Origin of the sequence: Massilia sp. 9I (assembly GCF_902506415.1) — a bacterium.
Taxonomy (GTDB): Bacteria; Pseudomonadota; Gammaproteobacteria; order Burkholderiales; family Burkholderiaceae_D; genus Telluria.
In genome coordinates this window covers 3,352,732-3,375,496 of record NZ_LR733275.1, presented here as the reverse complement: position 1 = coordinate 3,375,496, position 22,765 = coordinate 3,352,732, and the positions used below count along the sequence as shown (strand labels likewise).

At 63.2% G+C, this 22,765-nt stretch carries 24 protein-coding genes; 19 read left to right on the top strand and 5 right to left on the bottom strand.

Annotated features, from left to right (window positions below):
• The first annotated feature begins 37 nt into the window (after positions 1–37).
• From GV068_RS15105 to GV068_RS15035, 15 genes are all read left to right on the top strand, one after another.
• Entirely contained in the window at positions 38–808 is a 771-nt protein-coding gene (locus GV068_RS15105; RefSeq protein WP_159705067.1) for a TSUP family transporter, read from the top strand.
• A gap of 189 nt (positions 809–997) precedes the next feature.
• Positions 998–2,929, top strand: coding sequence for a tRNA uridine-5-carboxymethylaminomethyl(34) synthesis enzyme MnmG (gene mnmG / locus GV068_RS15100; RefSeq protein ID WP_159699320.1), 1,932 nt, complete (start codon positions 998–1,000; stop codon positions 2,927–2,929).
• Complete coding sequence (gene rsmG / locus GV068_RS15095; protein WP_159699317.1) at positions 2,926–3,573, top strand: 16S rRNA (guanine(527)-N(7))-methyltransferase RsmG; 648 nt, start codon at positions 2,926–2,928, stop codon at positions 3,571–3,573. Before mnmG ends, rsmG begins: the two co-directional genes overlap by 4 nt.
• Before the next feature lie 108 nt (positions 3,574–3,681).
• On the top strand, positions 3,682–4,452 hold the full coding sequence (locus tag GV068_RS15090; RefSeq protein ID WP_159699314.1) for a ParA family protein: 771 nt from the start codon (positions 3,682–3,684) through the stop codon (positions 4,450–4,452).
• A 21-nt stretch (positions 4,453–4,473) separates the two neighbouring features.
• The gene (locus tag GV068_RS15085) at positions 4,474–5,346 is read left to right on the top strand and encodes a ParB/RepB/Spo0J family partition protein (RefSeq protein WP_159699311.1); all 873 of its coding nucleotides are present in this window, start codon (positions 4,474–4,476) and stop codon (positions 5,344–5,346) included.
• 292 nt (positions 5,347–5,638) lie between these two features.
• Positions 5,639–5,977 (top strand): ATP synthase subunit I, encoded by a 339-nt coding sequence (locus tag GV068_RS15080; RefSeq protein WP_159699308.1) that lies wholly within the window; start codon positions 5,639–5,641, stop codon positions 5,975–5,977.
• A gap of 2 nt (positions 5,978–5,979) precedes the next feature.
• Positions 5,980–6,813 (top strand): F0F1 ATP synthase subunit A, encoded by an 834-nt coding sequence (gene atpB / locus GV068_RS15075; RefSeq protein ID WP_159699305.1) that lies wholly within the window; start codon positions 5,980–5,982, stop codon positions 6,811–6,813.
• A gap of 86 nt (positions 6,814–6,899) precedes the next feature.
• A complete protein-coding gene (gene atpE, locus GV068_RS15070) occupies positions 6,900–7,142 on the top strand; it encodes a F0F1 ATP synthase subunit C (protein WP_159699302.1) in 243 nt (80 codons plus the stop codon).
• A gap of 76 nt (positions 7,143–7,218) precedes the next feature.
• Positions 7,219–7,689 (top strand): F0F1 ATP synthase subunit B, encoded by a 471-nt coding sequence (locus tag GV068_RS15065; protein ID WP_159699299.1) that lies wholly within the window; start codon positions 7,219–7,221, stop codon positions 7,687–7,689.
• A gap of 2 nt (positions 7,690–7,691) precedes the next feature.
• The gene (locus GV068_RS15060) at positions 7,692–8,225 is read left to right on the top strand and encodes a F0F1 ATP synthase subunit delta (RefSeq protein WP_159699296.1); all 534 of its coding nucleotides are present in this window, start codon (positions 7,692–7,694) and stop codon (positions 8,223–8,225) included.
• A gap of 75 nt (positions 8,226–8,300) precedes the next feature.
• Complete coding sequence (gene atpA / locus GV068_RS15055) at positions 8,301–9,842, top strand: F0F1 ATP synthase subunit alpha (protein ID WP_159699293.1); 1,542 nt, start codon at positions 8,301–8,303, stop codon at positions 9,840–9,842.
• 56 nt (positions 9,843–9,898) lie between these two features.
• Positions 9,899–10,774 (top strand): F0F1 ATP synthase subunit gamma, encoded by an 876-nt coding sequence (atpG, locus tag GV068_RS15050; RefSeq protein ID WP_159699290.1) that lies wholly within the window; start codon positions 9,899–9,901, stop codon positions 10,772–10,774.
• 42 nt (positions 10,775–10,816) lie between these two features.
• Positions 10,817–12,220 (top strand): F0F1 ATP synthase subunit beta, encoded by a 1,404-nt coding sequence (atpD, locus tag GV068_RS15045; RefSeq protein WP_159699287.1) that lies wholly within the window; start codon positions 10,817–10,819, stop codon positions 12,218–12,220.
• 27 nt (positions 12,221–12,247) lie between these two features.
• Positions 12,248–12,670 carry a F0F1 ATP synthase subunit epsilon gene (locus GV068_RS15040; protein ID WP_159699284.1) on the top strand — a complete coding sequence of 141 codons (423 nt, stop codon included), beginning with the start codon at positions 12,248–12,250 and terminating at the stop codon, positions 12,668–12,670.
• Positions 12,671–12,844: 174 nt separating this feature from the next.
• Positions 12,845–13,207 carry a hypothetical protein gene (locus tag GV068_RS15035; RefSeq protein ID WP_159699281.1) on the top strand — a complete coding sequence of 121 codons (363 nt, stop codon included), beginning with the start codon at positions 12,845–12,847 and terminating at the stop codon, positions 13,205–13,207.
• On the opposite strand, the gene GV068_RS15030 is transcribed toward GV068_RS15035, so the two are convergent.
• Positions 13,146–13,829 carry a hypothetical protein gene (locus tag GV068_RS15030; protein WP_159699278.1) on the bottom strand — a complete coding sequence of 228 codons (684 nt, stop codon included), beginning with the start codon at positions 13,827–13,829 and terminating at the stop codon, positions 13,146–13,148. The genes GV068_RS15035 and GV068_RS15030 overlap by 62 nt on opposite strands.
• 218 nt (positions 13,830–14,047) lie before the next feature.
• On the opposite strand from GV068_RS15030, the gene GV068_RS15025 reads away from it, so the two are divergent.
• Positions 14,048–15,709 (top strand): serine hydrolase, encoded by a 1,662-nt coding sequence (locus tag GV068_RS15025; RefSeq protein WP_159699275.1) that lies wholly within the window; start codon positions 14,048–14,050, stop codon positions 15,707–15,709.
• Between the two features lie 90 nt (positions 15,710–15,799).
• Entirely contained in the window at positions 15,800–17,461 is a 1,662-nt protein-coding gene (locus GV068_RS15020) for a serine hydrolase (RefSeq protein ID WP_159699272.1), read from the top strand.
• 143 nt (positions 17,462–17,604) lie between these two features.
• Here GV068_RS15020 and GV068_RS15015 read toward each other — a convergent pair whose 3' ends face one another.
• Positions 17,605–18,222 carry a peptidoglycan recognition family protein gene (locus GV068_RS15015; protein ID WP_159699269.1) on the bottom strand — a complete coding sequence of 206 codons (618 nt, stop codon included), beginning with the start codon at positions 18,220–18,222 and terminating at the stop codon, positions 17,605–17,607.
• A gap of 123 nt (positions 18,223–18,345) precedes the next feature.
• Here GV068_RS15015 and GV068_RS15010 point away from each other — a divergent pair, with 123 nt between their 5' ends.
• Positions 18,346–18,768: a CoA-binding protein gene (locus GV068_RS15010; RefSeq protein ID WP_159699266.1), complete on the top strand. Its 423-nt coding sequence runs from the start codon at positions 18,346–18,348 to the stop codon at positions 18,766–18,768.
• Positions 18,769–18,853: 85 nt separating this feature from the next.
• Complete coding sequence (locus GV068_RS15005) at positions 18,854–19,453, top strand: glutathione peroxidase (protein ID WP_159699263.1); 600 nt, start codon at positions 18,854–18,856, stop codon at positions 19,451–19,453.
• On the opposite strand, the gene pabB is transcribed toward GV068_RS15005, so the two are convergent.
• The 3 genes from pabB to GV068_RS14990 all read right to left on the bottom strand — a co-directional run bounded on the left by pabB (position 19,454) and on the right by GV068_RS14990 (position 22,762).
• A complete protein-coding gene (pabB, locus tag GV068_RS15000; RefSeq protein WP_159699260.1) occupies positions 19,454–21,286 on the bottom strand; it encodes an aminodeoxychorismate synthase component I in 1,833 nt (610 codons plus the stop codon).
• An 18-nt stretch (positions 21,287–21,304) separates the two neighbouring features.
• Positions 21,305–21,880, bottom strand: a complete 576-nt coding sequence (gene slmA / locus GV068_RS14995; protein WP_159699257.1) for a nucleoid occlusion factor SlmA — start codon at positions 21,878–21,880, stop codon at positions 21,305–21,307.
• Between the two features lie 153 nt (positions 21,881–22,033).
• The gene (locus GV068_RS14990) at positions 22,034–22,762 is read right to left on the bottom strand and encodes a pyrimidine 5'-nucleotidase (protein WP_159699254.1); all 729 of its coding nucleotides are present in this window, start codon (positions 22,760–22,762) and stop codon (positions 22,034–22,036) included.
• Positions 22,763–22,765: the final 3 nt, after the last annotated feature.

Genomic DNA, 22,765 nt, shown 5'->3' with positions numbered 1-22,765 from the left:
CAATGCAGCCTCTACATTCGTACTGTGTTTCTTTTCCATGATTGATTTTGCTTGGCTCGGCGCGGCTGCTTTTACCGCCGGCTTGGTCGATGCCGTTGTCGGTGGCGGCGGCCTGATCCAGATTCCCGCAATCTTTTCCGTATTGCCGAAAGAGGTGCCTGCAACTCTGCTTGGCACGAACAAGTTCGCAAGCATCTTCGGCACCAGTGCGGCGGCGGTGAATTACGCCCGCCGGGTGAGGGTGGCCTGGAGCACCGCCGCCCCGGCTGCCATGGCAGCATTCATCCTCTCCTTTGCTGGCGCCTGGACCGTGACACGTGTGCCGGCAGACTTTGTACGTACCTTGCTGCCGATTATTCTGGTCGCGGTTGCGGTCTACACCTTCAAGAAGAAAGACCTGGGTGCGGTGCACGCACCGGTCCACAGCGGCTTGGCCGAGCGATACTGGGCCATCGGCATCGGAGCGGCGATTGGTTTCTATGACGGCTTCTTCGGTCCGGGTACCGGCAGCTTCCTGATCTTCCTGTTCGTGCGCTTCTTCGGATTCGATTTCCTTAGTGCCTCGGCCGCAGCCAAGATCGTCAACGTCGCTTGCAACTTCTCGGCCCTGCTGTGGTTCGGTTATAGCGGACATCTGCTGTGGCAGCTCGGCCTGATGATGGCGGTGTGCCAGGTTGCCGGTTCACTGGTCGGGACGAGGCTGGCGCTGAAGCATGGTAGCGGTTTCGTACGCAAACTCTTCCTGGTGGTGGTGTCCGGCTTGATCCTGAAAACGGCGTACGATGCCTTTACCAAGATAGGGTGGTGATTGTTCCACGTGAAACAGCAAAGCCGGGTTCGCCCGGCTTTTGTTTTTTGTTCCACGTGGAACATTGTTTGAATAGTCGAGCTAACTGTTCCACGTGGAACAATTTCTGTCGTTTTCAGCTGCCCGCAGAGTCCTGCAAGAAAAAAGAATCTATAATCGCGCATTAGACTCCTCGCTTCACTTTCCATCATGCTATTTCCAACTGAATTCGACGTCATCGTCGTCGGCGGCGGCCATGCCGGTACCGAGGCCGCGCTCGCGTCTGCTCGCACGGGTCAGAAGACCCTGCTGCTGACCCACAACATCGAAACCCTGGGTGCGATGTCGTGCAACCCGTCAATCGGCGGCATCGGCAAGGGCCACCTCGTCAAGGAAGTCGACGCCCTCGGCGGCGCCATGGCCATCGCCACGGACGAGGCTGGCATCCAGTTCCGTATCCTGAACTCGTCCAAAGGCCCGGCCGTGCGTGCGACCCGCGCCCAGGCCGACCGTGTGCTGTACAAGGCAGCGATCCGCTCGCGCATCGAAAACCAGCCGAACCTGTGGCTGTTCCAGCAGGCCGTCGACGACCTGATGGTGGAGGGCGACCGTGTCGTCGGTGCCGTGACCCAGGTCGGACTGAAGTTCCGCGCCCGCGCCGTGGTCCTGACTGCGGGTACTTTCCTGGACGGGAAGATCCACGTCGGCCTGCAGAACTACGCGGGCGGCCGCGCCGGTGATCCGCCGGCGGTCTCGCTGTCGAGCCGCCTGAAGGAACTCAAGCTGCCGCAGGGCCGCCTGAAGACCGGCACGCCACCGCGCATCGACGGCCGTAGCATCGACTTCTCGGTCCTGGCTGAACAGCCGGGCGACCTCGATCCGGTGCCGGTGTTTTCCGTCATGGGCAACACCGCCATGCACCCGCGCCAGGTACCGTGCTGGGTCACGCACACCAACGAGAAAACGCACGACATCATCCGCAACGGCCTGGACCGCAGCCCGATGTACACCGGCGTGATCGAAGGCGTGGGCCCGCGCTACTGCCCGTCGATCGAAGACAAGATCCACCGTTTCGCCTCGAAAGAATCGCACCAGATCTTCCTGGAGCCGGAAGGCCTCACGACCAACGAGTTCTACCCGAACGGGATCTCGACCAGCCTGCCGTTCGACGTGCAGCTGGAACTGGTGCGCTCGATGCGCGGCATGGAGAACGCCTTTATCCTGCGCCCGGGCTATGCGATCGAATACGACTACTACGATCCGCGCGGCCTCAAGGCTTCGCTGGAAACCAAGGCGATCAAGGGCCTGTTCTTTGCTGGCCAGATCAACGGCACCACCGGCTACGAAGAAGCGGCGGCCCAGGGCTTGCTCGCCGGCCTGAACGCCGCGCTGCAGACCCAGGGCAAGGACGCCTGGACCCCGGGCCGCTCGGAAGCCTACCTCGGCGTACTGGTCGATGACCTGACCACGCAGGGTGTGGCCGAGCCCTATCGCATGTTCACCAGCCGCGCGGAATACCGCCTGTCGCTGCGCGAAGACAATGCCGACATGCGCCTGACCGAAATCGGCCGCCAGCTCGGCATCGTCGGCGACGCCCAATGGGCTGCCTTCGAAACCAAGCGCGAAGCGGTCGCCCGCGAGCTCGAGCGCCTGCGCTCGACCTGGGTGAACCCGCGCATCCTTGCTGCCGCCGAATCCGAGCGCGTGGTGGGGCAGGCGATCGAACGCGAGTACAACCTTGCGGACCTGCTGCGTCGTCCTGGCGTGCAGTACGACACCTTGATGAGCATGAGCGGCGTCGAAGGCCAGCCGCTGGCCGGTCCAGGCGTGGAAGACCCCGCGGTCAAGGAGCAGATCGAGATCCAGCTGAAGTACGCCGGCTACATCGACCGCCAGGCCAAGGAAGTCGAGCGTCATGACCACTACGAGAATCTGAAGCTGCCCGAAAACCTGAACTACCTGGACATCCAGGCCCTGTCCTTCGAAGTACGCCAGAAACTCGACAAGCAGCGCCCGGAAACCCTGGGCCAGGCTTCGCGTATCTCGGGCGTGACTCCGGCGGCGATCTCGCTGCTGCTCGTGCACTTGAAGAAGCGCGGCGCCAAAGGTTTTACCAATGCACCCGCGGAGCAGGCCGAATGAAGTATTTCGACCGCGCCGCGCTGGCACAGGTGCTGGCTGACGGCATCCAGGAGATGCAGCTCGACGTGTCGGCAGCCCAGCAGGAACAACTGCTGGACTACCTGGCGCTGATGAACAAATGGAATAGCGTCTACAACCTGACTTCGCTGCGCGACCCGATGCAGATGGTGACCCACCATCTCCTCGATTCGCTCGCCGCGGTGCCGGCATTCGCCGGTGCAGGCAATGTGCTGGACGTCGGGGCAGGGGGCGGCTTGCCCGGCATTGTGCTGGCCATCTGCAGGCCGGACATGAAGCTGTCGATGATCGACACGGTGCACAAGAAAACCGCTTTCCTCAAGCAGGTGAAAGCCGAGCTCGAACTGGCCAACGTCATCGTGCACACGATGAAAGTGCAGGATCTTGCGGTGAGCGACAAATTCGACGTGATCACCTCGCGTGCTTTCGCCGACCTGTCCGATTTCCTGGAGTGGTCGGGGCACCTTTTGGCGGAGGGCGGGAAATTCATCGCCCTCAAGGGCACGGCGCCGGCGGAAGAGCAGGAGCGGGTGCCGGCGGAATGGAAAATCAGCGGTTTGCAGCCATTGCAGGTTCCAAGGCTGGGGGCGGAGCGCCACCTGATCTTTGTCGAGCGATCGGCATAAACAAAATAAACCGTATAAACAGTTTATATCGTTTATAAAGTACGAACCATTAAAATGGTTTGTACGGTATGAACGGTATACCACCTTGGCTTCCACGGATAAGAATAGATGGCGAAGATTTTTTGCGTAGCGAACCAGAAGGGCGGGGTCGGCAAGACCACCACCACCGTCAACCTGTCGGCAGGCCTGGCCAAGCTGGAGCAGCGCGTGCTGCTGGTCGACCTCGACCCGCAGGGCAATGCGACCATGGGCGCGGGCATCAACAAGGCCGAGCTCGAGGCTTCGATCTACCAGGTGCTGCTGGGAGAGGCTGACATTTCCACCGCCCGCATGCGCTCGGAGGCAGGGCGCTTCGACGTGCTGCCCGCCAACCGCGAGCTGGCCGGCGCCGAGGTCGAGATGGTCTCGCTCGAGAACCGCGAACGCCGCCTGAAGGACGCGCTGGCCGCGGTCGACAAGGACTACGACTTCATCCTGATCGACTGCCCGCCGGCGCTGTCGCTCTTGACGCTGAACGGCCTGTGCTCGGCGCACGGCGTGATCATCCCGATGCAGTGCGAGTACTACGCGCTGGAGGGCCTGTCCGACCTGGTCAACACGATCAAGAAGGTGCACGCCAACCTGAACACCGACCTGCGCATCATCGGCCTGCTCCGCGTGATGTTCGATCCGCGCATGACGCTGTCGCAGCAGGTCTCGAGCCAGCTCGAGCAGCACTTCGGCGACAAGGTCTTCAAGACCATCATCCCGCGCAACGTGCGCCTGGCCGAAGCACCGTCTTATGGCATCCCCGGCGTAGTGTTCGATCCGTCTTCGAAGGGCGCGCAGGCGTACATCGCCTTCGGCGCCGAGATGGTCGAACGTATCAAGACAATGTAATTACAGAGAGCTGACATAGAAATGGCAACGAAAAAACTGAAAGGCCTCGGACGCGGCCTCGACGCACTGCTCGGCGGCGACAGCCAGCCGGCCCCGGTAAAAGCGCCCTCGTCGCTGAAGGTCGACCAGATCCAGGCCGGCAAGTACCAGCCGCGTACCCGCATGGATGAAACCTCGCTCAGCGAGCTGGCCGCCTCGATCAAGACCCAGGGCATCATGCAACCGGTGCTGGTGCGTCCGCTGGGAGAAGGGGCGCCGGTCCCTTACGAGATCATCGCCGGCGAGCGCCGCTTCCGCGCGGCCCAGATGGCCGGCCTGGAAGAGATCCCGGTGCTGGTGCGCGACGTCGACGACCAGTCGGCCGCGGCCATGGCCCTGATCGAGAACATCCAGCGCGAAGACCTGAACCCGCTGGAAGAGGCGCAGGGTATCCAGCGCCTGATCAACGACTTCAGCTTCACCCACGAACAGGCGGCCGCAGCTGTTGGCCGTTCGCGCAGCGCGGTGTCGAACCTGCTGCGCCTGATTAACCTGGCCCAGCCGGTGCAGACCATGCTGATGGCCGGCGACATCGACATGGGCCATGCCCGGGCCTTGCTGGCGGTGGACAGCGCAAACCAGATCACCCTGGCCAACCAGGTGATCGCCAAGCGCCTGTCGGTGCGCGAGACCGAAAAGCTGGTCGCGCGCGCGCTTGAAGAGCAGTCGAGCCCGGCAGCATCGGCGCGCGCCAAGGACAAGCCGGGCGACATCGTGCGCCTGGAAGAGGAACTGTCGGATAAGCTCGCGACGCCGGTGATGTTCAAGATGGGAACGAAGGGCAAGGGACAGCTGATCATCGACTTTGCCGATCTCGACATTCTGGATGGCGTGCTGGCCCGCCTGCGCGCCTGAATTGTGTCTTTCTCGTAGGGTGCGCGAGTGACGTATGCATGCCACGCTGCATGCTCGCCAGCACGATGTCAACGCGCGGTCGGCACACCCGATCACCCTACTGACCCATCAGTTAAGTAACTGAAAACATGGGAATTTTACTCATTCCCATGTTGCTCCCATCACATCTTTACGAGCCAGTTATAAGCGCGGAATCGTTTGACTCGCGTCCGTATAACCACTTATAATCCCGCTGATTCATGTAATTACCACATCGTAATCTTCAGATCGCGCGGCGAGAAACTAGAACAATATGCTGCGCATCGTCTCCCTGCAATTGATGGCAACGGTAGTCGCAGGCGTCATCGCCGCACTGCTGGGGGGATGGTCTGCGATGTTTTCGGCAGTATTGGGCGGTTTGTGTTGTGTAGTGCCCAACGGCATCATGGCAGTACGGCTGTTCGCCAACGCGCATCGCGCGGGCGGCGCTAATCCTGCAGCATTCTTCATCTGGGAATTTGTAAAGATTGCACTGACGGTCGCGCTTCTGTTCGCGGTCGCAAAGCTGTACCACGAGTTGAACTGGCTCGCCCTGATCGGCGGCTTCATCGTGGCGCTGAAGAGTTACATCATCTTATTATTTAGGCACTGACAATGGCGAATCCAACCGTAGAAGGCGCAGCGCAGCACGCGCCCACCGCTTCAGAATACATCAAGCACCACCTGGGCCACCTGTCGAACCAGCACCAGCATGGTCCGGTTGACTTCTCCGTCATCCACTACGACACCCTTTTCTGGTCGATCGCCATGGGCGTCATCGGATGCCTGATCATGTGGATGGCTGCACGCAAAGCCACTTCGGGCGTTCCGGGTCGCTTCCAGGCTGCCGTCGAGATGCTCGTCGAGATGGTCGAAGACCAGTCGAAATCCATCGTCCACGGCGACCGCAGCTTCATTGCTCCGCTGGCGCTGACCGTCTTCGTCTGGGTCGCCCTGATGAACTCGCTGGACTTCCTGCCGGTCGACATGTTCTCCACCGCCTTCCGCTATCTCGGCCTGGGCGATCCGCATCATCGCGTGGTCCCGACCGCCGACCTGAACGGCACCATCGGCATCTCGCTGGGCGTCCTCCTCCTGATGTTCTACTACAGCATCAAGGTCAAGGGCCTCGGCGGCTGGATCCACGAATTGTTTGCAGCTCCGTTCGGCATCGCCATGGCGCCGTTTAACCTGCTCCTGAACATCATCGAATACGCAGCAAAAATGGTGTCGCTCGGTATGCGACTGTTCGGCAACATGTTCGCCGGCGAGCTGCTGTTCCTATTGATCGCTTTGCTTGGTTCGACCGCCACCGTCTTCGGTTTCGTCGGCCACGTAATCGCAGGCTCGATCTGGGCGATCTTCCACATCCTGATCGTGTTCCTGCAGGCATTCATCTTCATGATGCTGACGCTGGTGTATCTCGGTCAGGCCCATGAAGGCCACTGATCGGCGCCGCAAGCATCGAACAGATAGTGGTTGTAAAGAAGTTGTAGTTTTTAATCTAGTTTTTAAATTAACTTTTGGAGTTACACATGACTGACCTTTCTTTTGTTGCACTGGCTTGCGGTTTGATCATCGGTCTGGGCGCTATCGGTGCTTGCATCGGTATCGCACTGATGGGCGGTAAATACCTGGAAGCCTCTGCACGTCAGCCAGAACTGATGAACACCCTGCAGACCAAGATGTTCCTGCTGGCTGGTCTGATCGACGCGGCATTCCTGATCGGTGTCGGTATCGCCATGCTGTTCGCATTCGCGAACCCGTTCACCGCCTAAGACACACGTCTTGACGTATTGAAGAGCCGAACCGACACCGGTTCGGCATCCGTGTTTCTGTAATAAGGAAAAAACCGTGAACCTTAACGCAACGATGTTTGCACAGCTCGTGGTCTTCCTCATCCTGGCCGCCTTCACGATGAAATTCGTGTGGCCGCCGCTGATGAAAGCACTCGACGAGCGTGCTGAGAGGATCGCGAACGGCCTGGCCGCCGCCGACCGTGGCAAAGCTGACCTCGCCGCCGCCGAAAAACGCGTGCAGACCGAACTCTCCGGCGCCCGTGACGAAGTCCAGAAGCGTATTGCCGACGCTGAAAAGCGCGCTGCCCAGATCATCGAAGCAGCCAAGGCAACCGCCGCTGAAGAAGCAGCCCGTATCGTCGCCGCAGCACAGGCCGACGCCGAGCAGCAAGTGAACCGTGCCCGCGAAGAACTGCGTGGCCAGGTCGCCGCCCTGGCAGTGCAAGGCGCCGAGCAGATCCTGAAGCGTGAAGTGAACCCAGCGGTCCACGCCGACCTGCTGTCGAAACTGTCGACCGAGCTCTGATCATGGCTGAACTCGCAACCGTCGCCCGCCCTTACGCCGAAGCGCTGTACCGTGTTGCCCAGTCGGGCGACATGGCTGCCTGGTCGGCCGCTACTTCCGAATTGGGCCAGGTTGGCGCCAATCCGGACGTGCAGGCTTTCGCCGCCAACCCGAAGGTCACCGCTGCCCAGCTGGCCGACGCGATTGCGTCCCTGGTCAAGTCGCCGCTGAACGCTGAAGCGAAGAACTTTATCGCGATGCTGGCCGAAAACGGCCGCGTCAACCTGCTGCCCGAAATCGCCGCCCAGTTCGCGGCACTGAAGAACGCCAACGAAGGCGCCGCCGATGCGGACATCGTCAGCGCCTTCGAGATCTCGGGTGACCAGCTGGCCCAGCTGGTCGCTACGCTGGAAAAGAAATTTGGCCGCAAGCTGAACCCGTCGGTGACCGTTGATCCTTCGCTGATCGGTGGTGTGCGCGTGGTCGTTGGCGATGAAGTGCTCGATACCTCGGTACGCGCCAAGCTGCAACAGATGCATGTTGCGCTGGTGTCGTAATCGATCGGATCGATAGACACTCGCCAGCCACAGCGCCCTTGCCCTACGCATCAAAAACATTTGGAGTTAGCACTCATGCAACTTAATTCTTCTGAAATCAGCGAACTGATCAAGAGCCGCATCCAGGGTCTGGAAGGTTCGGCTGAAGTTCGCAATCAAGGCACGGTGATCTCCGTCGCCGACGGTATCTGCCGCATCCATGGTCTGTCGGACGTGATGCAGGGCGAGATGCTGGAATTCCCTGGCAACACCTTCGGCCTGGCGATGAACCTCGAGCGCGACTCCGTCGGCGCCGTCATCCTGGGCGCCTACGAGCACATCTCGGAAGGCGACACCGTCAAGACCACCGGCCGCATCCTGGAAGTGCCGATCGGTCCGGAACTGCGTGGCCGCGTGGTCAACGCACTGGGCCAGCCGATCGACGGCAAGGGTCCGATCAACACCGCCCTGACCGCACCGATCGAAAAGATCGCTCCGGGCGTCATCGCCCGTGAATCCGTCTCGCAGCCGATGCAGACCGGTATCAAGTCGATCGACGCGATGGTGCCGATCGGCCGTGGCCAGCGTGAGCTGATCATTGGCGACCGCCAGACCGGTAAATCGGCTGTCGCAGTCGACGCGATCATCAACCAGAAGGGCCAGGGCGTCACCTGCGTGTACGTCGCAATCGGCCAGAAGGCATCGACCATCAAGAACATCGTCCGCTCGCTGGAACAGCACGGCGCGATGGAGTACACCATCGTGGTCGCCGCTTCCGCTTCGGAATCGGCTGCGATGCAGTACATCTCGGCCTACTCGGGCTGCGCGATGGGCGAATACTTCCGCGACCGCGGCGAAGACGCGCTGATCGTCTATGACGACCTGTCGAAGCAGGCTGTCGCCTACCGCCAGATCTCGCTGCTGCTGCGCCGCCCACCGGGCCGCGAAGCATACCCGGGCGACGTGTTCTACCTGCACAGCCGTCTGCTCGAGCGCGCAGCCCGCGTGAACGCCGACTACGTCGAGAAGTTCACGGGCGGTGCCGTCACCGGCAAGACCGGTTCGCTGACCGCACTGCCGATCATCGAAACCCAGGCTGGCGACGTCTCGGCATTCGTGCCGACCAACGTGATTTCGATTACCGACGGCCAGATCTTCCTGGAGACCTCGCTGTTCAACGCCGGTATCCGTCCTGCGATCAACGCCGGTATCTCGGTGTCGCGCGTCGGTGGCGCTGCCCAGACCAAGGTCATCAAGGGCCTGTCGGGCGGTATCCGTACCGACCTGGCGCAGTACCGTGAACTGGCTGCGTTCGCGCAGTTCGCATCGGACCTGGACGAATCGACCCGCAAGCAGCTGGACCGCGGCGCCCGCGTGACCGAACTGCTGAAGCAGCCGCAGTTCTCGCCGCTGTCGACCTCGCTGATGGCCGCATCGCTGTTCGCCGTCAACAAGGGCTACCTGGACGATATCGAAGTCAAGAAAGTGCTGCCGTTCGAGCACGGCCTGCACAACTTCCTGAAGTCGAGCCACGCAGCCCTGCTGTCGAAGATTGACGAAACCAAGCAACTGGACAAGGACGGCGAAACTGCGCTGTCGGCTGCCATTGCTGATTTCAAAAAATCCGGCGCATATTAATCGTCGAGCCGGCGCCGTGGGAACACGGCGCCGGTGCGCGGAAGGAGTAAGGACTCATGGCAGTAGGCAAAGAGATTCGTGGCAAGATCAAGAGCGTAGAGAATACGAAGAAGATCACCAAGGCGATGGAAATGGTCGCCGCATCGAAAATGCGCAAGGCGCAGGACCGCATGCGCGCCGCCCGTCCCTACAGTGACAAGGTTCGTACCATCACCGCCAATCTGGCCGGCGCAAACCCGGAATACACGCACCCGTTCATGGCGCAAGCCAAGGACGTCAAGGCGAAGGCCGTGGGTTTCATCGTCGTCACGACCGACAAGGGTCTGTGCGGCGGCATGAACACCAACGTGCTGCGCCAGGTGACGCAGAAGGCGCGCGAGCTGGAGCAAGCAGGCAACACCGTCGAGGCAGTTGCCATTGGCAACAAGGGCCTGGGCTTCCTGAGCCGCATGGGCATGAAGGTCGTTTCGCAAGTGACCCAGATCGGCGACACGCCGCACCTGGACAAGCTGATCGGCCCGGTCAAAGTGATGCTGGACGCGTACCAGGAAGGCCGGCTCGATGCCGTCTACCTGTGCTACACCAAGTTCATCAACACGATGAAACAGGAACCGATGGTCGAGCAGCTGCTGCCGCTGCCGGCGAAACACCTGGAAAAAGATGCCGGCGGTATCAGCTGGGACTACATCTACGAACCGGAAGCGCAAGTGGTCATCGACGAGCTGCTGGTGCGTTACGTCGAAGCGCTGGTGTACCAGGCGGTTGCAGAAAACCTGGCGTCCGAGCAATCGGCACGCATGGTGGCGATGAAGGCAGCGAGCGACAACGCCGGTAGTGTCATCAGCGACCTGAAGCTGGTCTACAACAAGACCCGCCAGGCAGCGATTACCAAAGAACTCTCCGAGATCGTTTCCGGCGCAGCAGCCGTCTGACGATCAAAGCACAAGAATTTAACTATATCTGAAGGAACGAAAATGGCTGATGGCAAAATCGTTCAGTGTATCGGCGCCGTGGTCGACGTGGAATTCCCGCGTAACGCCATGCCGAAAGTGTACGACGCACTGAAAATGGAAGGTTCGGAACTGACCCTGGAAGTTCAGCAGCAGCTGGGCGACGGCGTGGTCCGTACCATTGCACTGGGCAGCTCGGAAGGCCTGCGTCGCGGCATGATCATCCAGAACACCGGTAACCCGATCATGGTTCCGGTCGGCACCCCGACCCTGGGCCGTATCATGGACGTGCTGGGCAACCCGATCGACGAATGCGGTCCGGTCAGCCACGAGCGCATGGCCTCGATCCACCGCGATGCACCCGCCTACGACGAACTGTCGCCGTCGACCGACCTGCTGGAAACCGGCATCAAGGTGATCGACCTGGTCTGCCCGTTCGCAAAAGGCGGTAAGGTTGGCCTGTTCGGCGGCGCCGGCGTCGGCAAGACCGTCAACATGATGGAACTGATCAACAACATCGCAAAAGCGCACTCGGGTCTGTCCGTGTTCGCCGGCGTGGGTGAGCGTACCCGTGAAGGTAACGACTTCTACCACGAGATGGCGGATGCCAAGGTCGTCGACCTGGAAAACCCGACCAACTCGAAAGTGGCGATGGTCTATGGTCAGATGAACGAACCGCCGGGCAACCGTCTGCGCGTCGCGCTGACCGGCCTGACTATGGCGGAAGCCTTCCGTGACGAAGGCAAGGACGTTCTGTTCTTCGTCGACAACATCTACCGCTACACCCTGGCCGGTACCGAAGTGTCGGCACTGCTGGGCCGTATGCCGTCGGCAGTGGGTTACCAGCCGACCCTGGCCGAAGAAATGGGCCGCCTGCAAGAGCGTATTACCTCGACCAAGACCGGTTCGATCACCTCGATCCAGGCCGTGTACGTTCCTGCGGATGACTTGACCGACCCGTCGCCGGCAACCACCTTCGCCCACCTGGACTCGACCGTCGTTCTGTCGCGTGACATCGCTTCGCTGGGTATCTACCCGGCAGTGGATCCGCTGGACTCGACCTCGCGCCAGCTGGACCCGCTGGTCGTCGGTGAAGAGCACTACAACACCGCACGCGCCGTGCAGGGCACCCTGCAGCGCTACAAGGAACTGCGCGACATCATCGCGATTCTGGGCATGGACGAACTGGCGCCGGAAGACAAGCTGGTCGTCGCACGCGCTCGTAAGATGCAGCGTTTCCTGTCGCAGCCGTTCCACGTCGCTGAAGTGTTCACCGGCTCGCCAGGCAAGTACGTTTCGCTGAAAGACACGATCAAGGGCTTCAAAATGATCGCGTCGGGCGAACTGGACCACCTGCCGGAGCAGGCCTTCTACATGGTCGGCACCATCGAGGAAGCGATCGAAAAGGCCAAGAAACTGGCTGCCTAAGCCGGCTTCTTCACCCTAGGGACAGACATGGCAAATACGATTCAAGTGGACGTGGTCTCGGCCGAAGAGCAGATCTTCTCCGGCCAGGCCGAATTCGTCGCGCTGCCGGGTGAAGCGGGTGAGCTGGGTATCTACCCACGCCACACCCCGCTGATCACGCGCATCAGGCCAGGTGCTGTACGGATCCAGGTAGCCGGCGGCGGCGAAGAGTTCGTCTTCGTCGCAGGCGGTATCCTCGAAGTGCAGCCGAACGGCGTGACCGTGCTGGCCGACACCGCAATCCGCGGTGGCGACCTGGACGAAGCGAAGGCACTGGAAGCAAAGAAGCAGGCCGAAGAGCTGATGCTAAACAAGGAATCGAAGATCGACTACGCGAAAGCCCAGGCCGAAATGGCCGCGGCAATCGCGCAGCTGGCAGCGATCCAGAAGCTGCGTTCGAAAGGACGCTAAGCATCCGCCTCGCGGAACAGAAAGGCAGCCTCAGGGCTGCCTTTTTTATTTGCAGTTGTTTTTGCGCAAGTTCCACGTCTTGCGAATGCAGCGCACAGTTAGCCAACGCACGGGGGCGCGTGCCTTTCCGGCTTAGTATGCTTTCTTCAGCATGCGAAACCGCCGGATCGGACCATGGCAATTCCTCCAGAACCTCGTGAACCGCAAGCCCTGCCGGCCGAAGCGCCGTTCGGCCAGACCCTATACCGTTTCCTCTTCTTCGACTGGCTGTTCCGCGACGTCAGCGCGGCCCGCGATCTCTACGAGCGCCACGCCGCGCACGAACACAACCGGCGCATGAGCCGTTACCTGCCGGTCTACATGCGGCGCTGGTCGGTGCTGGCCGGCTTCGATTTCGCGCTCGGCTTCCTGTTCGAGCGCGTGCTGTCCGCTACCTTGCTGTCGGCCCTGTTCTTTACGGGTTCCTGTGTGACCCTCACCGGGATTGTCGTGATGACGGTGACCTGGCTGTTTTTGAGCTACGCGAAGCTGTCCTGACGCTGACCAGGCCGAGCACCAAGAGACCTGCCAGCGCGAGCCTGCCCTGGGCTGGCTCTGGCACCAGGCTGATCACCTGCAGGCTGGAATAATCCACGCCACCCATCAAGCTGTTCCTGTTCGAATACGAAAGCTCGAAGCTGGTCCAGATGCCGTCGTCGGAATCGAGTTCACGCGGGATCAGCGGCTTGCCCGTGATCCTGTCGATGCCGGGGTAGGTACCCGTAATGCTGTACAGCCAGAGCCGGTCTTCGCCTAGCGCGATATCGACGCCATGATAAAAATACCGGCCGGTGGTGCCAGCATAGGTCCTGAGCGTCGGACCGGCATATTCGAAGGTCTGTCTGTCGATCATGAGCGTCAGGGAGACCTCTTGTCCGAAGGCCTCGAGTACGCCGAGGCTGTTTGCGCCCGGCAGCGAGGTATCGAGCAGCGAACTCATCGTGATCGAGTAAGGGACGTCGCGCGAGGAATCGCTCAAGTCGATGCCGAGGGCGGGAAACACTTGCCGATCCACCGACATCGAGCCCTGGTAGTGGGTGGCTACCCTGACCGGTTCGGCGTGCAGGGTGAGCGGCAACAGCAATAGGGCAAACCAGAGGCGCTTCAACAATGCGGGCATCGCAGGCTCCTTGGGGGTGTGTACATATGCCCGAGTATAGGAAAACGGACTCGGCAGGGCGCGCGCTTGCCTATTAGCATGTTAGGCAGCCGTCCCATTCGCCCCCGGATAGCCACCGCTTGACCCATCCGAACGACCACTGATCGGCTTCCGATTGCGGCGGGACTGGCCACGTACGTACAGTCGCGGCACTCCATAACAACAAAGGAATGCCGACCATGTTGATCCGACCCGCCATGTGCGCCGCCGTGCTGCTCCTGTGCCAGCCGCAGGCCGCTTTTGCCCAGGACAAGGCGCCCGCGACCCGCGGCGCCCAGGACCTCGCCACCCGCCTCGACGCCACCATCGCTCCCTACTTCCAGTCCGACGCCCCGGGCGCCACCGTCATCGTGGTCAAGGACGGCAAGACCGTGCTGCGTAAGGCTTACGGGATGGCCGACACTTCGAAGAACATCAAAATGACGCCGGAGATGGCGCTGCGCATCGGCTCGATGACCAAGCAGTTCACCGCCACCGCCATCCTGCTGCTGGCGGACGAAGGCAAGCTGTCGCTACAGGACGAGATCACCAAATTCCTGCCGGACTACCCGACCCAGGGCAAGAAGATCACGATCGAGCACCTGCTGACCCATACCTCGGGCATCGTCAGCTATACCGGCAAGCCGGGTTATCCACAGCGCGCGCCGCAGGACACCACGGTGGCCGCGCAAATCGACTCGTTCAAGAACGACCCGATGCAGTTCGAGCCGGGCAGCACCTGGCGCTACAACAACTCGGGCTATTACCTGCTGGGCGCCATCATCGAAAAAGTTTCTAGCCAGCCGTATCACACATTCCTCGAGCAGCGCATCTTCGTGCCGCTCGGGATGACGCACACCGCCTACGAAGGCTACGAGCGCAGCGCGTGGCCGACCGCGGCCGGGCATTCCCTGGGCGAGAAGGGCTTCGGACCGGCCCGCACGCTCGGCAAGAACCAGTCGTATGCCGCCGGCGAACTGGTGTCGACCGTGGACGACCTGGCACAATGGGATGCGGCCATCGCCGCCAACAAGCTGCTCAAACCGGCCACCTGGCAGCGCGCGTTCACCTCCTACCGCCTGAGCGACGGCAAGGACAGTAACTACGGCTATGGCTGGGAGATGACCCTGATCCAGGGCGAGCCGACCATCGGCCATAGCGGCTCGACCCGGGGCTTCCGCTCCTATGGCCTGCGCCTGCCTGCGCAAAAGGTCTACGTCGCCGTGCTGACCAACGGCGACAGCGGCACCGTGGTGCCGGACGTGGTGGCGAGAAGGGCGGCCGCCGTCGCCATCGGCAGGCCGCTCCCGGAATTCAAGGAGATTGCGCTGGATGCGGCCAGCCTGGATGCCGTGGCCGGCGTCTACACGCAGGACAAGGACACCCAACGCGTGCTGCGCCGCGACGGCGACTACCTCGCGCTGCAACGCGCGGGCCGCGGGCCGCTGGTGCTCAAGGCGATGTCGGCCAACGAGTTCTTCATCCCGGACACCGCCGACTGGATCGTGTTCCAGCGCGACGCGAACGGCAAGGCGACCGGCATGACGATGTACCAGGACGGCCGGACGCTGGTCCACACCCGCTCGGGCGAGGCGCCGGCCCCGCGCATCGTGGCGAAGATCGCGGACGCCGCTTTTGATGCCCACATCGGCCGCTACGAGATCCAGCCCGGCATGGTGCTGGAGATCCAGCGCGAGGGCAGCCGCTATTTCGTGCAGCCGAGCGGCCAGCGCCGCCTCGAGATCTTCCCGCTGAGCGAGACGCGCTTCTTCGCACGCGACGTCGACGCCGAAATCGCCTTCGAGGCCGCAGGCCTGACGTTCAAGCAGGGCAGCCGCAGCTTCACCGGGCGCAAGCTGTAAGCGCCGGCGCCCCCCTCCATGGTGATAGTTCCCATGGAGGGCAGGGCGGATAGTATGGACGGTACCGACAACGACAAAGGGATTCCGACCATGCTGCTCCGCTCCGCCCTGTGCGCCGCCGTGCTCCTGCTGTGCCACCCGAACGCATCCTTCGCCCAGGACGCTGCCAGGTCCGTGCTCGCCGAGCAGGGCCTGGCCGGCCGCATCGACGCGGCCATCGCTCCCTACTTCAAGGCCGACGCTCCGGGCGCCACGGTCATCGTGGTCAAGGATGGCAAGACCGTGCTGCGCCGCGCCTACGGCATGGCCGACACTTCGAAGAACATCGACATGACGCCCGAGATGGCGCTGCGCATCGGTTCCCTCACCAAGCAGTTCACCGCGACCGCGATCCTGATGCTGCTTGAAGAAGGCAAGCTGTCGCTCGACGACGACATCACCAGGCACTTGCCGGACTATCCGACCAGGGGCAAGAAGATCACGATCGAGCACCTCCTGACCCACACCTCGGGCATCGTCAGCTACACCAGCAAGCCAGGCTACGGCGCCGGCATGGCGCAGAACCTCACAGTGGCGCAGATGATCGACTCGTTCAAGAACGATCCGCTCGACTTCGAACCGGGCAGCCAGTTCCGCTACAACAATTCGGGCTACTTCCTGCTTGGCGCCATCATCGAGAAGGTGTCCGGCCAGAGCTACGCGTCCTTTCTCGAGCAGCGCATCTTCAAGCCTCTGGGGATGAACGACACCTATTACGAGGGCGTTGGCCGCAGCAAGGCGCCGGTGGCGGCCGGCCACACCCGTAGCGGCACCGGTTTCGGCCCGGCGAAACCGCTCAGCATGACCCAGCCCTACGCGGCCGGATCGCTGGTGTCGACCGTGGACGACCTGGCGCGCTGGGATGCCGCGGTCTCCAGTGGCAAGCTGCTCAAGCCGGCCAGCTGGCAGCGCGCCTTCACGCCCTACCGCCTCAGTGACGGCAAGCCGACCACCTACGGCTACGGCTGGGGGATCAGCCAGGTACAGGGTAGCGCCGCCATCGGCCACAGCGGCGGCATCAACGGCTTCTCCACCTACGGGCTGCGCCTGCCGGACCAAAAAGTTTACGTCGCGGTGCTGACCAACAGCGACGCCGGCCCGGCCAACCCGAGCGTGGTGGCGCGCAAGGCGGCCGCTATCGCCATCGGCAAGCCCTACCGCGAGTTCACGGAAGCGAAGCTGGACGCGGCGGCGTTGGATGCCGTCGCCGGCACCTACGAAGTCGAGAAGGGCGTGCAGCGCGTGTTCCGCCGCACTGCCGATGGCTTGGTCACCCAGCGCACCGGCCTGCCGCCGACGCCGGTCAAGGCCGCGTCGAGCACCGAATTCTTCCTGCCAGGTTCGCTCGACTGGTTCGAGTTCCAGCGTGGCGCGGATGGCAAGGTGGTAGCGGTGACGCATCACCAGGACGGCAAGCCGATCGTGAGTCCACGCATCGGCAACGCGCCGCCTGCGCGCCAGGCCATCAAGATCGCCAACGCCTCCTTCGACACGCGCGTCGGCCGCTACGAACTGGCGCCCGGCTTCGTGCTGGAGCTGACGCGCGAGGGCGACCGCTACTTTGCCCAGGCTACCAGGCAGGGCAAGCTCGAAATCTTCCCGATGAGCGAGACCGCCTTCTTCGCGGAGCGGGTCGACGCCGAGATCAGTTTCGAAGGACAGGACCTGGTGCTGAAGCAGGGCGGCCGCAACACGCCGGGCCGCAAGCTTTGATCACGCCGTATATTTGACCCGTAGGGTGGGCGGCTATGCCGCCCACGCGGTGATAGGTGAGCCGAGAGATGACGCCCAGGCTGATCTAGCCCGGTTTGAACGCGTGGGCGGGAAACCCGCCCACCCTACGGTGCGCGCCTGCTCTAGCGGTTCGCGGCCTGCTCACCGGCCAGGCGCAGCGCCACCTTGTGGCGGAAGTAATCCTCCTTCACGTAGCGGTACAGGTTCGCACCCGGGCACACGGTCTTGTCGGAGTGGTCGCGGTGGCTCTTGATGTCGTCCAGCGACACCTTGTACTTCCGTGCCAGCAGCGCCATCAGGTCGACCACGGCGTCGAGCTGCTGCTGGTTCGGTTCCACTTCCTCGAAATTGCCGACCACCTCGATCAGGGCATGCCCGGTGGGGTCGTATTCGGTGTTGGTGTCGCCTGCGAAGTCGATGTTGCGCGCCTCGTAGACGCGGCCATCGAGGTCGATCACGTAGTGGTAGGGGATGTCGAGCCAGCCTTTGGTGGTGCGCGACCAGGTCTGCAGGCGGCGCAGGTAGGCCTGCGGGTCGGTGCCGGGCTTGAACGGCTCGCCCTGGTGGTGCAGGGTGATCTGGCTGATGGTGTGGCGCTTGGCCTTGCTGGCGTCGGCCGGGGTGCCGCCCCAGCTGGCGACGGGAACGATGGCGCGTTCGACGGCGGCCAGCGGTTCGGCCGCGTGGGCGGACAGCGACAAGGCGAGGGCGGCGATGCAGGAGAGGACGGTGGCGCGCATGGAGAGTTTGAAAAGGGACGAGCCCGCATCTTTCCACGTTTGCGCGCGCGGCGCCAGCAGGGGCGCGGTACATGATGCAAATCTGATAAGCTAGTGTCGAACCCTGAATCCACCGAATCCATCATGAGAAGCATTGCCCAGATCCTCAGCGACAGCAAGACCATCGCCATCGTCGGCCTGTCGAACAAGCCCGACCGCGCCAGCTACGGCGTGGCCGAATACCTGCAGGGAGCCGGCTACCGCGTGGTGCCGGTGAACCCGAGCTATGCCGGCGACAGCATCCTCGGCGAGAAGGTCTACGCTAGCTTGCAGGAAGCGGCCGACGCCCTCGCCGCGGGCGGCCAGCCGATCGACATCGTCGACTGCTTCCGCAAGTCCGAAGACATCCCGCCGATCGCACGCGACGCGATCGCCGTGCGCGCCGGCTGCCTGTGGATGCAGCTCGACATCGAGAACCGGGCTGCCGCCGACCTCGCGCGCGCCGCAGGCCTGGACGTGGTCATGAACCACTGCATCAAGATCGAGCACCGCAGCCTGAACGGCTAAGGTCCCGGTCGCGCAGCAGGCTGACGATTTTTTCAGCAGCGTCTGCGTTACAATCGTGGCATTACAATTCAGGGGATGCCACGCCATGTTCAAGACCACCCTCCTGCTCGCAGCCCTAGCTGCCGCGAGCCTTTCCCAGCCGGCCGCCGCCCAGGCGACCAATGCAGCCAGCGCCACGCCGACCGCCGCCCGCGCGCCGGTTGCTTGCCCGGCCATCCTGCACCAGAACTTCAAGCGCCTGCAGGACGAGGCGCCGCAGGACCTGTGCCAGTATGCCGGCAAGGTGGTGCTGGTGGTGAACACGGCCAGCTACTGCGGCTTCACCAAGCAGTACGAAGGCCTGGAGAAGCTGTACGCCAAGTACAACGGCCGCGGCCTGGTGGTGCTGGGCTTCCCGTCGAACGACTTCGGCAAGCAGGAACCGGGCAGCTCGAAGGAGATCGCCGACCTCTGCTTCAACACCTACGGCGTCAAGTTCCCGATGTTCGCCAAGAGCGTGGTCACCGGTCCGGAAGCCAATCCGCTGCACGCGACGCTGACCAAGGCCACCGGCCAGGCGCCGAAATGGAACTTCACCAAGTATCTGATCGGCCGCGACGGCAAGGTCATCGAGCATTTCCCAAGCAAGGTGACGCCGGAAGATCCGGCCCTGGTCGGTAGAATCGAGCAGGCGCTCGCGATGTAACTAGCCTGGCCGCGGGTCGTCCAGCAGGACCGCCCGCAGCGGCCCGCGCAGGGCATTGCAGACGACCAGGTCGTCCGCGTCCTGCAGCATCGCGCGCGTGATCACGCGCTCGCTCGCGTTCCACGCCGGCGCGGCGAGTAACACGCCGCGCATCACCCCCGGCAGCACGCCGCAGGACAGCGGCGGCGTGTACCAGGCCGCGCCGAAGCGCACGAACACATTGCTGCGTCCTCCCTCGGTCAGCTCATCGCGCTCGTTGAAGAACAGGGCGTCGAAGGCGCCTTGCGCCTCGGCGGCGCGCCAGGCCGCGTCGTAGCGGCTGCGGATGCTCGTTTTATGGCGCAGGAAGACGTCGTGCGAGTCCGTCCTCTCCTGCGCCAGCAGCACCAGCACCGGTTCGGCCAGGGGCGCCAGCGGCGCCGACTGCAGGCCCAGCTGGCCGTTCTGGTCCACCGACAGGCGCAGCCGATGCAGCTGGCCGGGCGGCAGGGCCAGGCAGGCCTCGTTCAGCGCCACGCGTGCGGCACCGTAATCGAATGGGTGCCCGAAAAAGCGGCAGGAGGCGGCGAGGCGGTCGAGGTGCTGCTCGATGTGGCGGCAGCCGTCGTCCCAGCTGGCGCGCAGGGTCTCGAAGATTTCCAATTCGTTTACCAGGCCGGTGAGGAAGCGCGCCTTGAGTTGGCATTCGGCGAATTCGGATGCCGCATCGCTGTCGTAGACGATGCCGGCGCCGACGCCCAGTTCTCCCTGGCGCGTGCCGCCTTCCGAGGGCCCGAGGGCCAGGGTGCGGATCGGGACCGACAGGCAGAAGTCCCCGAATGCCTCACCTGCCGGGGGCGGATCGAACCAGCCGATCGCGCCGGTGTAGATGCCGCGCGCCGCGGGTTCGAGTTCGTGGATGATCTCCATCGTGCGGCGCTTGGGCGCGCCCGTGATCGAGCCGCAGGGGTAGAGCGCGGCGAACACCTGTTCCAGCGTCGTGTCCTGGCGCAGGCGCGCCTGCACGGTGGAGGTCATCTGCAGCACGCTGCCGTAGCGCTTGACCTCGAACAGCGCCGGCACCTCGACGCTGCCGGTCTGCGCGACCCGTCCCAGGTCGTTGCGCAGCAGATCCACGATCATCAGGTTTTCGGCGCGGTTCTTGGTGTCCGCAGCCAGCGCTTGTGAGCGTTCGGCGTCGAGCGCATCGTCGCCGCTGGCCGGCGCCGTACCTTTCATCGGACGCGCCAGCAGAACGCCCGCCTCATGACGCATGAACAGCTCGGGCGAGAACGACAGCAGCGCGCCGCCGTCGGGCAGGGCGATCAGGGCGCCGTAGGGCACGCGCTGGCGCGCCCGCAGCCGCGCGTACAGGGCAAGCAATGGGCCGTAAGCGGCGAAGTGCAGGCGGTAGGTGTAGTTGACCTGATAGGTGTCGCCGGCCGCGATGTACTCGCGGATGCGATTGATCGCCTCTGTGAACGCGGCTTCGTCGACGTTGGCGGTAATGCCGGCTACGCCGGCCAGGCCACCGGCCGGCGCACGGGTGGCGATCCAACCCTCGACCTGGCTTGCGTCCAGGTGTTCGCACTGCTCGAACAGCAGCACCTGCGCCAGCGGGCCGTCCATCGCATGGGCGGGCAATCCCTGCAGGTGCGCCCCCAGTTCGTAGGTCAGCAGCGGCACCGCGTACAGGCCGCGTCCCAGCGCCTCCTGCATCTCGCGCAGCAGTTGAGGCCAGCCCGCAACGTCCGTGCAGCGCAGCGTGCCCGCATGGCGGCTGTACAGGCGCGAACGGGCTTCGCCAGCGGCGCCGGCGTCGTCCAGCAGCGCGAAGACTTCCTGGGTATCCATGATGCGGCTATGGGCCCTTTATGCCGCGAGCAGCAGCGACAGCTGCAGGGCCGTGCCTTCGGCCGGGTTCTGTTTGAAGCCGCTCTTGGCGAAGCGGTGCCAGCGTCCGGTCACGTAGCTCACCAGGAGGCTGGCGCGCGCCGCGACGTCGGCTTCCTCGCCATGGCCCTGGGTGACCGCCACACGCAGGGCGCCCTTGAAGGCCATCTCGACCTTGTCGTAGAACTGGTTCATGCGCAGCTGCAGGCGCTCGTCCTCGCCCACCAGCGCGTCGCCGATCAGGACCCGGGTCATGCCCGGGTTGTTGCTGGCGAAGGAGAGCAGCATCTGCAGCATCGCGTGCGCCTGGTTGACGCCACCGTCCTCGCGCTCGGCGATCTGGTTGATCAGGCCGAAGACGCTGGACTCGATGAACTCGATCAGGCCTTCGTACATCTGGGCCTTGCTGGCGAAGTGGCGGTACAGCGCCGCTTCCGATACCGACAGGCGCGCCGCCAGCGCCGCCGTGGTGATCTTCTCGCCCTTGGGCTGCTCGAGCATCGAGGCCAGGGCCTGGAGGATTTGCAGCTTGCGCTGGCCCGGCTTGGTTGCCATGTGATCCCTAGTAGACGGGAACCTCGAGAAACCTACTGCGCGTTGTAATCTCGACCTGCGATGCTCGCTGTACTCTCGTACAGCTGCGCTTCTCGGTCAAGCTTACTGCCGCTCGCGACGGTTTTCGAGGCCCCCTTGGTGTTGTTGGTTTTCTTAGCGCAGCCGGTGCAGTCGCGCCGGTAGCTGCCGCACGGATTTTACTTTGACATCGACGTAACGGGGGCGTTTCAGGGTCCGCGGCAAGGGGGCTTTGCCAATCGGGTCGCTCATGCGCAGGTATTGCGTGACCCAGACCGTGCGCAGCCCCAGGCGGCTGGCGCTTTTCAGGTTGGCCAGCGTGTCCTCGACCAGGATGCAGCGGCGCGCCGCCACGCCGTGCTTGCGCAGCAGGCGGCGCAGCATCAGGCTCGATGGCTTGGGACGCAGCCGGCGGTGCACGTGCATGTGCTCGATCGCGACGTGGTGCGCGAAGTGGCGGCTCAGGCCAAGGTGGCGCATCACGTCGGTGGAGTAGCGCGTCGGGGCGTTGGTGAGCAGGATCTTGCGGCCCGGGAGGCGACGCAGCAGGGTACCCAGGCCTTTTTCGGCGCGCATCAGTTTGTCGAGGGCGCCGAGGTCGTGGGTGACGTGCAGGAAGTCGGCGGCCGACACGCCATGGTGGCGGATCATGCCGAGCAGGGTGGCGCCGTAGCGCCTCCAGTAGCCCAGGCGCGCCGCGTCCACCTGCGCCTGGGTGGCGGGCGTGCTGCCGTCGCCCAGCACGCGCGCGATATAGGTGTTCATGTTGGCGCTAATCGCCGGGAAGATCGCGTGCGAGGCGTCATGCAGGGTGTTGTCGAGGTCGAAGAGCCAGACGGGAGAGGGCAGGGTATGATTCGGCACGGT